At 32.4% G+C, this 12,364-nt stretch carries 12 protein-coding genes; all 12 read right to left on the bottom strand.

The genetic code is table 11. The annotated features are described in order from the left end of the window. Positions 1-5 precede the first annotated feature (5 nt). Complete coding sequence (gdhA, locus tag STRUR_RS04770; RefSeq protein WP_006738517.1) at positions 6-1,355, bottom strand: NADP-specific glutamate dehydrogenase; 1,350 nt, start codon at positions 1,353-1,355, stop codon at positions 6-8. 88 nt (positions 1,356-1,443) lie between these two features. Then, positions 1,444-3,216: an ABC transporter ATP-binding protein gene (locus tag STRUR_RS04765; RefSeq protein WP_006738789.1), complete on the bottom strand. Its 1,773-nt coding sequence runs from the start codon at positions 3,214-3,216 to the stop codon at positions 1,444-1,446. Positions 3,217-3,225: 9 nt separating this feature from the next. Next, positions 3,226-4,965 carry an ABC transporter ATP-binding protein gene (locus tag STRUR_RS04760; RefSeq protein ID WP_006740380.1) on the bottom strand — a complete coding sequence of 580 codons (1,740 nt, stop codon included), beginning with the start codon at positions 4,963-4,965 and terminating at the stop codon, positions 3,226-3,228. Positions 4,966-5,173: 208 nt separating this feature from the next. Beyond that, positions 5,174-7,042: an ABC-F family ATP-binding cassette domain-containing protein gene (locus STRUR_RS04755; protein ID WP_006739790.1), complete on the bottom strand. Its 1,869-nt coding sequence runs from the start codon at positions 7,040-7,042 to the stop codon at positions 5,174-5,176. Continuing rightward, on the bottom strand, positions 7,035-8,246 hold the full coding sequence (locus tag STRUR_RS04750; protein ID WP_006738615.1) for a CCA tRNA nucleotidyltransferase: 1,212 nt from the start codon (positions 8,244-8,246) through the stop codon (positions 7,035-7,037). The genes STRUR_RS04755 and STRUR_RS04750 overlap by 8 nt, the downstream gene beginning before the upstream one ends. Then, complete coding sequence (gene dapB / locus STRUR_RS04745; protein ID WP_006740139.1) at positions 8,243-9,010, bottom strand: 4-hydroxy-tetrahydrodipicolinate reductase; 768 nt, start codon at positions 9,008-9,010, stop codon at positions 8,243-8,245. Before dapB ends, STRUR_RS04750 begins: the two co-directional genes overlap by 4 nt. 14 nt (positions 9,011-9,024) lie before the next feature. Beyond that, positions 9,025-9,876, bottom strand: coding sequence for a DegV family protein (locus STRUR_RS04740; protein WP_006739552.1), 852 nt, complete (start codon positions 9,874-9,876; stop codon positions 9,025-9,027). Then, complete coding sequence (locus tag STRUR_RS04735; RefSeq protein WP_006739354.1) at positions 9,876-10,256, bottom strand: DUF1149 family protein; 381 nt, start codon at positions 10,254-10,256, stop codon at positions 9,876-9,878. Before STRUR_RS04735 ends, STRUR_RS04740 begins: the two co-directional genes overlap by 1 nt. A gap of 70 nt (positions 10,257-10,326) precedes the next feature. Beyond that, positions 10,327-10,488 carry a hypothetical protein gene (locus STRUR_RS12045; protein WP_006740524.1) on the bottom strand — a complete coding sequence of 54 codons (162 nt, stop codon included), beginning with the start codon at positions 10,486-10,488 and terminating at the stop codon, positions 10,327-10,329. 90 nt (positions 10,489-10,578) lie between these two features. After that, complete coding sequence (locus STRUR_RS12040) at positions 10,579-10,848, bottom strand: hypothetical protein (RefSeq protein WP_006739079.1); 270 nt, start codon at positions 10,846-10,848, stop codon at positions 10,579-10,581. Positions 10,849-10,901: 53 nt separating this feature from the next. Continuing rightward, on the bottom strand, positions 10,902-11,612 hold the full coding sequence (locus STRUR_RS04720; protein WP_006738596.1) for a glycoside hydrolase family 73 protein: 711 nt from the start codon (positions 11,610-11,612) through the stop codon (positions 10,902-10,904). Positions 11,613-11,720: 108 nt separating this feature from the next. Next, complete coding sequence (locus tag STRUR_RS04715) at positions 11,721-12,299, bottom strand: glucosaminidase domain-containing protein (protein ID WP_233417805.1); 579 nt, start codon at positions 12,297-12,299, stop codon at positions 11,721-11,723. Between the last annotated feature and the right edge of the window lie 65 nt (positions 12,300-12,364).

The raw sequence follows: 12,364 nt of genomic DNA, 5'->3' as shown, positions 1-12,364 counted from the left end.
TATCATCAGACAATGCCTTGTGATGACATCGCTTGAGCAACTTTAAGAAAGCCTGCAATATTAGCACCAACTACTAAATTACCTTCTTGTCCAAATTCTTTTGCTGCTGATGAGGCATTTTTATAGATAGAAGTCATAATAGCTTTTAATTTCGTATCAACTTCTTCAAATGTCCATTGTGTACGACCACTATTTTGAGCCATTTCTAATGCAGATACTGCCACACCACCTGCATTTGCTGCTTTTGCAGGACCAAACAAAACATTTGCTTCTTGAAAAACTGTGATTGCTTCAAGGGTTGATGGCATATTAGCACCTTCAGTAACTGCAATAACCCCATTTGAAACTAATTTTTTAGCATCCTCTTCACTAATTTTATTTTGTGTTGCACATGGAAATGCTAAATCTGCTTTTATCTCCCAGATATGACCTTGTTCAGTTGGTGTGAAGACTGCATTTGGATGTTTTTCCGTATATTTTACAATCCGTTCACGTTTAACTTCCTTAATATCTTTCAACGTTTCAAGATTAATTCCGTCTCCATCATAAACATATCCTGAAGAATCAGAAACAGCTAGTACTTTAGCACCTAATTCTTGTAATTTTTCAGTTGCATAGATAGCCACGTTTCCAGAACCTGAAACAATAGCTGTTTTATCTTTTACACAATCATTTTTAGCAGCAAGCATTTCTTGAGCAAAATAAACAGCACCATAACCAGTCGCTTCTGTCCGTGTTAATGAGCCTCCAAAACTGAGTCCTTTACCTGTCAAAACACCATTTTGATAGCCATTTAAGCGTTTGTACTGACCAAATAAATAACCAATTTCACGACCACCAACACCAATATCTCCAGCTGGAACATCTAAATCTGGTCCAATATATTTTTGAAGTTCAGTCATAAAGCTTTGCGTGAATCGCATAACTTCTTGGTCTGACTTTCCTTTTGGATCAAAGTTTGATCCTCCCTTACCACCACCAATAGGTTGTCCAGTAAGTGAATTTTTAAAAATTTGTTCAAATCCTAAGAATTTGACAATCGATTGATTAACAGACGGGTGGAATCTTAATCCCCCTTTATAAGGTCCAATTGCAGAAGAAAATTGAACACGGTAACCACGATTTACTTGTACGTTTCCTTGATCATCTACCCATGGAACGCGAAATGTGACTATACGTTCTGGTTCTACAAGTCGTTCCAATAGATTTTCTTCAATATATTGTGGGTATTTATCAAATACAGGTATTAAAGAGTCAAAAACTTCTTGTACTGCCTGTAAAAACTCAGTCTCGTGATTGTTATTTTCTTTTACTTTTTCAAATACTGATGTAACATAAGTTTTTCCATCAACCATAGGTGACCTCCAAATAATTTTTCGATTACTGAATAGTATAAATTTTCTGAATTTTATTGTTAAGTAAAAAAGGGACAATCATCCCTTTTTATGCTTGACTGTTTGAAAATTGACTCATATACAAATCATAATAAAAACCTTTAGATTCAAGTAATGTCTGATGATTCCCTTGCTCAATTATTTGGCCATCTTTTAATACTAAAATCTTATCAGCTTCTTGAATCGTTGACAATCGATGAGCAATAACAAAACTAGTTCTACCTTCCATTAAAACTTTCATTGCTTTTTGTATCAATAATTCCAGTCGAGTATCAACTGAAGACGTTGCTTCGTCAAGTATCAAAATTTTCGGATCAGCCAGCAAAGCTCTAGCAATTGTTAACAATTGTTTTTGACCTAAAGAAATATTACTTGATTCTTGATTCATCTCCATTTGATAACCATTTGGTAAGGTTCTAATAAAATGATCAACATTGGCTGCTTTAGCTGCTTCTACAATTTCTTCATCACTTGCATCTAATTTCCCAAAGCGTAAATTTTCATTGATACTACCTTCGTATAGCCAAGCATCTTGCAATACCATACCAAATTGTTGACGATATTCCTGACGAGAAAGATTTCTAATATCGTGGCCATCAACTGTAATCGAACCTTTTGTGACATCATAAAAACGCATTAATAAGTTAATTAAAGTTGTTTTACCAGCTCCAGTAGGACCAACAATAGCAATCATCTCACCAGGCTTAACGTCTAAAGTAAAATCACGAATTAATGGTTTTCCTTCAACATATTGAAAGTCAACGTTATTGAAAGAAACCTGACCTGACAAATCTTGTTTTAATGATTCACTAACTTCATTGATTTCGTTAGGTTCATCAAGGACTTGAAATATTCTTTCTAGAGATGACTTTGCACTCTGTAAAACTGATGCTAATTGGGTAATAACTTGAATGGGTTGACTGATTTGCCAAATATATTGTACAAAAGCTTGCATATTACCAATTGTCATTTGTCCTGAAATAACTTGTAGACCACCTATAAGCGCAACAATCATGTAGACAGAATCTGAAATAAAATTCAAAATTGGCATCATTATACCAGAGATAAAACTGGCTTTAAACCCAATTTCTTGTATATCTTTCGTGATTTGATAAAACTCTTCTTCAGATGCTTCTTCACGTCCATATAATTTTAAGATATTAAAACCAGACAAATTTTCTTGCACATATCCATTCATTGCTCCTAAAATATTAGCTTGCTTTTTAAAGTATGGTTGTGATTTTTTCAAAATAAATTGAGCTACAAAATAAGTTACTGGAACAGTCATGATGACAACAATAGCCAATTTAAAATTGAGGTATAAAACCATACTGACAACTAAAATAATCGTAAAAATAGCATTAACAATTTGTAAAAAAGACTGTTGTAAGGCATTTGAGACAGCTTCTACATCAGATGTGAAACGACCTAACATATCTCCAAATTGATGTTTATCAAAATACGAAATTGGAATTTGATTAATTTTTTGATTCAAATCTTGTCTTAAATCACGAATACTTGATTGAACTGCTCTTGTCATAAAATAGTTTGAACCAAAAGATCCTAGCTCATTAATTAGTGCCCTAATTAGATAAATGACTAATACCCAAAAGATATAGGTTTTGTTAATTGAAGCGCCATCTATTCCTTTAGCCATATCCAGTAAATTTTTGGTTAACTCAGTAATAGCAAGCCCTAAAACAAAGGGTTCTAAAACACTCATTAAAGCACTTAATATTTTTAGAAAAACAGCTAAAAAGAGAGAGAGACGATAATTTTTTAAATAAGACCATAGACGTTTAAATACATTTTTTTCTGTCATTTTCTCCTCCTAACCTTCTTTCGTTAAACTTTGATTATTTAATTGAGAGTTTGCAATTTCTCTATAAATATCGTTGGAAATCATTAATTCTTCATGCGTTCCACGCCCAACAATTTCGCCTTCGTCTAGAACAATTATTTGATCGGCATCCATGATCGTACCAACCCTTTGGGCAACGATTAGAACCGTTGCATTTTCGGTTACTTCTTTTAGACGGCGACGCAATTCAGCATCAGTCTTGTAATCAAGTGCAGAAAAGGAATCATCAAAAATGTAAATATCTGGTTTTTTCACCACAGCCCGTGCAATTGATAATCGTTGTTTTTGACCACCTGAAAGGTTACTACCAGCTTCAGCTAAATGGGTTTGATATCTTTTCTCACGACTCTCAATAAACTCTTTAGCTTGTGAGACATCTGCAGCCTGGTCTAATTCCTCAATATTAGCATCACTTTTACCAAATTTTAAATTTTCCTCAATAGTTCCGGTAAAAAGTAAAGACTTTTGCGGAATAAAACCAATTTTTTGACGTAAAGCCTTTAGATTAAAATCTCGGACATCCACACCATCTACTAATATTCGGCCTAACGTCACATCAAAGAATCTTGGTATCAAATTAACTAAAGATGATTTTCCAGAACCAGTCGAACCAATGAAGGCAATGGTTTCTCCAGGTTTTGTTTTGAATGAAATATCATGTAAAACTGGACTTTCAGTCTCACCTGGATAAGCAAATGTGACACTATCAAATTCTAAATAGCCTTTTGTTTTTGTTTCAGTAACCCCATCTTCATTTTTTGAAATGGAAATGGGCATATTTAAAACTTCTCTAATACGAGAGCTTGAGACTGCCATTTTAGGATACATGGTAAAGAGATTAGCAAACATTAAAAATGAGAATAAAGCATGGAAACTGTATTCAATAAAAGCAACTAAATTACCAATTTGATAATTGCCCTTTGCTAAAGGATCTAGTGCAAACCAAACAATTGACACAATCATAGCAACGATAATCTGTACAAATAATGGTTCTGTTATCCCTGTTAAGATAAAGAGATGACTAGATGTTTTTTGATAAGTTTCATTCTCACTATTAAATTTATTTTCCTGAAAGTCTTCTCGAGCAAATGCTCTAATAACACGAAGTCCAGTCAAATTCTCTCTAACAAATTGGTTAATTTTATCTAAAGTTGACTGTTGCTTCTCAGATAAAGGTTTAGTCTGAACAGCAACATAAACAACTACAATAATCAAAAATGGAATAGCAACAGCTACAATCCAAGCTAAAGATGGACTAGTTACAAGTATCATAATAACTGAGAAAATCATCATGAGTGGTGTTACTAGGCCCATTCTCAAAGTCATTTCAGCAAATTGCATCAAGACAAAAGCATCACTTGTCATTCTTGTTACTAAAGAAGAGACTCCAATTTTTTCATATTCAGAATGAGAATAATCCTGTAATTTACGATACATGTCATCACGAAGCTCTTTTACCATAGTGGTTGTTAATCGGCTAGAAGCATAAGATAAAACTAACCTTCCAACAGCTCCTGATAAAACAATTAAAAACATGATTATAGCCCAAAAATACAAAGCTTGTTTGTTATTCTTAGTAACACCATCATCAATCATACGAGCCAAAATTGTTGGTAATCCAAGATTAACAACAACGAATAATAAAGCACCAAAAAGATTCATCAATAAAAATTTTGGTTTACGCTTTAAATAATTCCAAATTAACCCCATCTAATCCTCCTAAAATTTTCTTTTATATAAGAAAAGACTAGGTCTCCCCGTCTATTCTGTATCTTTAGTTTTAGTTTAACATAAATAAAATATATATCCAGATAATTTAATAAACTTTTTTTAAAAAACCGTTCATCTTTAGTTATTAATGATTAATGTATAACTAATTTAGGCTAATTTTCAACTAGATATCCTATTATTATCACAATTATTGATCTAGTTGACTTAGATATTCATAGCGATCATATTTTTCTGTAAGCTCTGAATTTAGTTGATCAAGATCCTTTTGTAAATCTGATAATTTATCATAATCACTTGAAAAAGTTTGCATTTCTTCTTCAACTTTTTCAATCTGATCTTCAAGAGACATAATGTCATTCTCAATAGTCTCCCACTCTTTTTTTTCGAGATAAGACATTCTCTTTTTAGAAGATTTTTCTTTTAAAGGCTTTTCTTGAGAAGTCGTTTTTTCATTATTTGTATTGGTTTCATTGAATGCAACTTCATCTAAATAATCCGTATAATTTCCAAAAAATTCTCTGATATGATGATCTTTAAATGCTAAAATTTTATTTGCAACTTTATCTAGAAAATAGCGGTCATGACTGACTGTCATTACTGGTCCATTAAAGTGAGAGATAAAGTTTTCTAAAACAGTTAAAGTTGCAATATCTAAATCATTCGTAGGCTCATCTAACAATAAAACATTTGGTTTTTCAATCAAGAGTTTTAATAGATAAAGTCTTTTTTTCTCCCCACCTGATAATTTTCCTATTAAAGTACCATGAGTTGACCTTGGAAATAAAAATTGTTCTAATAACTCAGTAACACTGGTTGTTCCTACACTGGTTTTTACTTCTTCTGCAACTTCTTGAAGATAAGTTATGACACGTTTATTATCATCCATGTCTTTTATTTGTTGTGAAAAATAAGCAATCCTGACTGTTTCACCAATTTCAAGAGAACCCTTTGTTGGTACTAAGTCACCATTTATCAAGTGTAAAAGAGTTGATTTACCAACACCATTATCACCAATGATACCAATTCGATCACGATTTTGAATTAAAAGATTAAAATCTTTAATTAACGGCTTATCATCATAGGAAAATGAAATATTATCAAAATGAATAACTTTTTTACCTATACGACTTGTCTCAAATTGTATTTCAAGAGACTGTGCTGAATCTGTTTGTTTTAAATCACTTTTTAGATTTTCAAAACGATTAATTCTTGCTTGCTGTTTAGTCGCACGAGCCTGAGGTTGAGTTCTCATCCAGGCTAATTCCTGTTTATAGAGTTGCTTTTTTTTATGAAGGCTTGCACTATCTCTCTCATCTTTTTCGGCTCTTAATCTCACGTAGTCTTGGTAGTTTCCTTGATACTCTGTCAACTGAGCATTATCTAACTCAAAGATACGTGTTGCCATACTATCTAAGAAATACCGATCATGTGTAATAAATAAAACCGTTTTTTTACTACTATTTAAGAAATGAGTTAACCAAGCAATTGTTTCAATATCAAGATGGTTCGTTGGTTCATCTAATAATAACAAATCGGCATCATTCAATAAAACTTGAGCTAACTGGACCCTTCTTCTCAAGCCTCCAGACAGTTGTCCCACTTTCTGATTTAGATTTCTAATGCCTAATTTTGATAAAACTGTTTTAACAGTACTTTCAATAGACCAAACATCTAATTGATCCATTTGTGACATAATAGATTCTAATTTTGATTGTTTTTCTTCACTATAATCATTCATTAAAGACTCGTATGATTTAATGAGCTCAAACTCTTTAACTTCAGAAGATAAAACAGTATCTAAAACTGACTTTTCATCATCAAATTCTGGATCTTGTGTTAAATAAGCAATAGTATAATCTGATTTAGCTAAGAAAGGTGAAACGTCTCCATCATAACCAAGTTTGCCTGAAATAACATCTAAAAGCGTTGTTTTTCCAGTTCCGTTAACACCAATTATTCCAATCCGATCTTGATCATGAATATAAAATGAAATATTTTGGAAGACAGTTTTATCACCGACTGTTTTTGTTAAATGTTCTACTTTAAAATCACTCACACTTTAGCTCCTCTGTTACAAATGCAAAAATAGATTCTTTTGTATTCTTAATTTCTTTAGAGACTATTCCTTCTTCAACTTGTTTCAATAATTGGCCTAACTTAGGACCTGGCTTTAATTTAAATGCTTTCATTAAATCACCACCATTTACCACAATATCATGTTTATGATGAATATCCAATTGATCATCTAGGTAATCAATTCTATCAAACTGAACTGCTTTTCCTTGACCCAGTCTTAATTCCTCTACTGAATAGGCTAATGCTTTACCAAATTGGTAAAGGTCTTTTAATTGCAAGCTTCTATGTTCTCTAATTTCATAAAGTTTGATAAGTTGTGATACCATTTTTTGAAAATCATTAGAAGTCTTCCAAGATCTTAAAAATGATTTTACTTCTTTTTGTTTAATTGAGATAATTAAGAAAGCCCATGCTTGAAAGGAAGAAGAAAATAAAAAGTCTGGTGCAAGATTTGTCATCATTTCAGATAAAAATGCTTTTTTTCCTACAAGGTAAGGTAAAAACTGATTCGCTTTTGCTTCTAACAGATAAGAAATCCCTTTTTTCCAATAAGGTGCTGTCAATAATTTATCAAGTTCAATAAAGGTACGTTCAATTGAAATCTTTTCTAAAAGATCAGCATTTTCTGTCATAGCTTTAAACGTCAGTTTTTCAATATCAAAGTTTAAACTTGCTGAAAAACGAAAACCACGCATGATTCGTAAGGCATCTTCTGTAAATCTTTCTTCTGGGTTCCCAACAGCACGCAAAAGATGGTTATCCAAATCAGACAAGCCAGAAAATTTATCAATGACAGTCCCATCATGTGCTAAAGCAAAAGCATTAACCGTAAAGTCACGTCGTTTTAAATCTTCTTCTAAAGAACGTACAAAAAGGACTTTACTAGGCCTTCTATAATCAACGTAAACATCTTCTGTTCTAAAAGTCGTAATTTCATACTCACCAGAGTTTTCAAGTACTAAAACCGTACCATGTTCTATTCCAATATCAACTGTTCTATGAAAAACATGCTTAGTTTCTTCAGGATAAGCACTTGTTGCAATGTCAACATCATGGATTTGTCGATTTAATAAACTATCCCGAACACTCCCACCAACAAAATAGGCTTCATAGTCAGCATCATGTAATTTTTTTAAAACTGGTAAAGCCTTCTGAAATTCAGAAGGCATTTTCTTTAATTTCATAAAATATTTTCCAAACCATAAACGAGTTGATTCTGTTTAACAACCTCTTTAACAGCGTGATTAACACCTGTCATAAACGAAGTACGATCAAAAGAATCATGTCTAATTCGTAATCCTTCACCTTTAGAACCAAATATTACTTCTTGATGAGCTACCAAACCAGGAAGACGAACAGAATGAATTCTAAAGCCATTATATTCAGCACCACGTGCACCCTTTAAATTTTCCGTTTCGTCTACTGCACCTTGGACTTTCATTCCTCTGACAGAAGAAATCATTTCAGCAGTCTTTAGCGCAGTACCACTCGGCGCATCTTTTTTCTGATCATGATGTAACTCAATAATCTCAACATCAGGAAAATACTTAGCAGCTTGTTTTGCAAAAGACATCATTAAAATTGCTCCAATAGCAAAGTTAGGAGCAATGAGACCCCCACATTGTTTTTCTTTAGATAGAACAATTAACTCTTCAATTTGGCTTTCTTTGAAACCCGTTGTTCCAACAACTGGTGCAAAGTGATGTTCCAAGGCAAAAAAAGTGTTTTCAAAGGCTACTTGAGGAGTAGTAAAGTCAATCCAAACATCCGCTTTAATATCAGCTAGTTCTTCCTTGTGATTATAAACAGGAATGCCCTGGTATTCAGTCAATTCTGAAAAAGGATCAATTAGGGCTACTGGTTCAAATTCCATTTCATTTTGAACCATTTTTAATGCTTCAGACCCCATTTTTCCTTTAAAACCAGCAATAATAACCTTAATACTCATTTTTTTCTCCTTTTTTAATCAATAACAGGAGTGATACCAAATGCTACTGCCCCTTCACCTAAATGAGTAGCAATAACAGCACCGAAAGTAACAATTTCAATTTCACCTTGGTATCCTGCATTTTCCAATTTTTCTTTCAAATCAAGTGCTTTTTCTTCTGCTCGTGAATGAATAATTGAGACTTGATAAGCGTGATCAGCTGTTTCTTCTTCTAAAATGGAAATAAGTCGTTTAATAGCTTTTTTTTCAGTTCGAACTTTTTCATATACTACTATTTTACCTTCCTCATTAAAGCGCAAAATAGGTTTGATACTTAATAAATTGCCTAATAATGCTGCTCCATTAGAAAGTCGGCCACCTTTGACTAAATGGTTTAAATCATCAACCATAATAAAAGCAGTTGTTAATTCAATTTGCTTATTTAATTTTTCTAAAATATGATCAAAGCTCAAGCCTTCTTGATACCATTTGACGACATTTTCGACCATGCTTGTTTGTGGTTTTGATGTAATGCGTGTATCAGGAAATGCTATAGTCAACTCTTTAAACTCATCTTTTAAGAATTGAATATTTTGCCAAAAGCCTGATATTCCGGCAGCAATAAAAACACCTATGACATGTGTATAACCTTCATTTGTTAATCGTTCAAGAAGGTCATTCAATTCTGCAAGACTTGGCTGACTGGTTTTAGGCAATTCATCAGAAGCTGACATTTTTTGATAAAACGCATCAATACTTAAATTTTTTCCTTCAATATAAGATTGATTTTCAATAATAACAGGAATATCTAAGACAAATACATCTTCTACGACTGCTAATTTTTCAGCATTTGCTGCTGAATTATCTGTAATGATTGCTAACTTCATTAACTCTTAAACTCCAAATTAATACCAGGTTCGTCTAAAGCAATCTCAGTGACTTCAAATGTGAGTCGCTTCACCATATCTAATAATGGTGCTGCCAAAGATTCAACTTCAGCCTGAGAAAATTCACTAGGATTACTTACTAATCTATCTTTAATATGTACCATCTGTGAAATGACACCACTGATGACAAATTCATCTCGAACAATAACAAATTGCAAGACAGAAACAATAACTGTTTCTTGATTTTCTTCATCCTTTTTAACTAATTGAAAGGTCACCTCAAAATTTGTTTCAGGTGTACCATTTTCTTCTTCCCACTCTAAATTACGAGCATCATAATGATACTGATTAACAAATTCTTTTTCTCTGATGAGTTCCATTTTTTTCTCCCTTGAATGACAATAATATTTATTATAACATATTTCATTCTATTGTTAAAATTTGGTTAAATCAATATTTCTTCTTAGGATGTCCCTCTACAATGGATTGATTGTGTTCTAAAACTTCTTTACCTTTTGACGTTAATGAATAGGATCTTACTGTGACAAATCGCTCTAATTCTTTATCTGTTAATGTGTTAATGAGAACATGATCAAGTTCTTGACGCTTCATTTTCGAAAGACCTTTTATCTTTTTATCTTTTAAACACTTTTTTATTTGCATCGAAGTGCATTGCTTTAAAGAATCTTTTGCTGAATCAATCTATACCAAATCACGATCAATTAATTCTTCCAAACCACTTATAGGATCAATTCCATAAATGGTATAGAAATATTTATGAGGTGGACTTGAAGTAAGATAGGTCCCAAACTGTATACGCCAAAGTAAGATGATTTGTCCTGGTAACAATCCTTCTTTTGTTCTTACCATTTGTTTTTTTGCAATAGGTTTTTCTAATAATTCCAATTCATACCTACTATCAACATATGGCATTTCATCATGGAATTGATAAGTTTCACTTAATGATTTCATATCAAAATTATAGCAAAAACAGTAAAAAAGACCTAGACTTATGTCTAGATCACTTAAGTATTTGGATGACTTACTGCCCATGCATCATCAAGGTCTAAAGTTTCTTGATCTGTATAGGCTTGACGATGAGGGTTCCAAACTTGATTTGAAGTTGTTGCTTGTGCTGTATCACTTGTTTGATTAGCATTTGCAGCAGGTGTATCATATGCTGTCAATCCATATGCTTCAATAATATAATTTAATTTACTATTGTAGCTTGTATCAGTTGCATAAACACCTGTAAGTGCTGCTGTTGCATCTTGATAAGATAATGTATTTGACTTGTGTGCTCCAAGGTAAGTATCAGAACTTAAAACACTTGCATAGTCTTCTAAAGATTCATAAGCACTTGGATAACTTCTGAATGCTTGAATGACTTCATAAGGATTTCCTTTTCCATCATCTTCCCAAGTCCACAGATTAACTGATGAACCATTATAAGAACCTTTTATGCCAAAATAATTATAATGTGGTGCTTGGCTAAGTCCAGATTGACCATAGTTAGACTCCAAAATGGCTTGAGCAATCATAACCGAAGCATATAAATCATGTTCATTAGCAACATTTCTTGCTGTTTCTCCAATTTGATTAACAAATGTTTGTGCATTCGTTGTATCAGCAGATACATGTTTTGTTGAAACTTGTTGCTTAGAGAAGACCATAAAAGAAGCTCCTATTGCAATTAAAGTTATTAATGTTATCCCAAAAATTTTTTTCTTTTTCATTTTCTCTCCTTAACCCTAATCTAGTAGAAAAATTATATCATAGAAAGGCGAATAGAAATATTAAGAAGAGTTTACAAAATGTGTAATTTACTTTACTAAGAAAATCTATTAATTATAATAATCAAATAAATACAAATGATAAGATTTGATAATATGGTTTAACTTTGTATTATAAGCCGTGTCAGTTGCATAATTTCCAGTTAAAGTTGCAGTTGCTTCTTGATAATTATTGGAATTATGTCTCCTAACATGTTGATATCTATCTAACTGAAGCAAGGTTGCATAATCTTTAAAGGCATTGATTTGACTTCTGTAAGATTTAAAAGCTGCATTAATTTGATATGGATTTCCAGAACCATCATCTTCCCAAGTTTGATAAGTAACAGACTGATGCTTATACTTTCCTTTAATCCCGAAATAATTGTAATCAGGTGACTTACTAAGTGCAGATTTCCCATTATTAGACTCTAAAATAGCCTGGGCCATCATTACCGAATTATAAAGATCATATCTTTGAGAAATGTAATGAGTAGGATGCGCTATAGTCCTTACAAATTGATAGGTATCTTTTCCTTTCATTGAAAGCAAAGCTCTATGCTCTTTATTAGTATAAAAAAGACTGAGCCCTAAGGTCAACACGACAATAAAAAAAGAGAGTTGTTCAGCGACAGTTGTTTTCAGTGTCATCTTTTTCTTTTTTCTCACAATAAATCCTTTCTTAAAAGACTTAAACTTAGTATAACAAATGTGAC

It is taken from the genome of Streptococcus urinalis 2285-97 (assembly GCF_000188055.2).
Classification (GTDB): Bacteria; Bacillota; Bacilli; order Lactobacillales; family Streptococcaceae; genus Streptococcus; species Streptococcus urinalis.
The sequence above is the reverse complement of the archived record's forward strand: the minus strand, read 5'-3'. Positions and strand labels throughout refer to the sequence as shown.

Bases quoted from the DNA above. Each gene is read 5' to 3' on its own strand.
- gdhA (WP_006738517.1), bottom strand. From the start codon at position 1,355: ATGGTTGATGGAAAAACTTATGTTACATCAGTATTTGAAAAAGTAAAA.
- STRUR_RS04765 (WP_006738789.1), bottom strand. From the start codon at position 3,216: ATGACAGAAAAAAATGTATTTAAACGTCTATGGTCTTATTTAAAAAAT.
- STRUR_RS04760 (WP_006740380.1), bottom strand. From the start codon at position 4,965: ATGGGGTTAATTTGGAATTATTTAAAGCGTAAACCAAAATTTTTATTG.
- STRUR_RS04750 (WP_006738615.1), bottom strand. From the start codon at position 8,246: ATGAAATTAAAGAAAATGCCTTCTGAATTTCAGAAGGCTTTACCAGTT.
- dapB (WP_006740139.1), bottom strand. From the start codon at position 9,010: ATGAGTATTAAGGTTATTATTGCTGGTTTTAAAGGAAAAATGGGGTCT.
- STRUR_RS04740 (WP_006739552.1), bottom strand. From the start codon at position 9,876: ATGAAGTTAGCAATCATTACAGATAATTCAGCAGCAAATGCTGAAAAA.
- STRUR_RS04735 (WP_006739354.1), bottom strand. From the start codon at position 10,256: ATGGAACTCATCAGAGAAAAAGAATTTGTTAATCAGTATCATTATGAT.
- STRUR_RS12045 (WP_006740524.1), bottom strand. From the start codon at position 10,488: ATGAAGCGTCAAGAACTTGATCATGTTCTCATTAACACATTAACAGAT.
- STRUR_RS12040 (WP_006739079.1), bottom strand. From the start codon at position 10,848: ATGAAATCATTAAGTGAAACTTATCAATTCCATGATGAAATGCCATAT.
- STRUR_RS04720 (WP_006738596.1), bottom strand. From the start codon at position 11,612: ATGAAAAAGAAAAAAATTTTTGGGATAACATTAATAACTTTAATTGCA.
- STRUR_RS04715 (WP_233417805.1), bottom strand. From the start codon at position 12,299: ATGACACTGAAAACAACTGTCGCTGAACAACTCTCTTTTTTTATTGTC.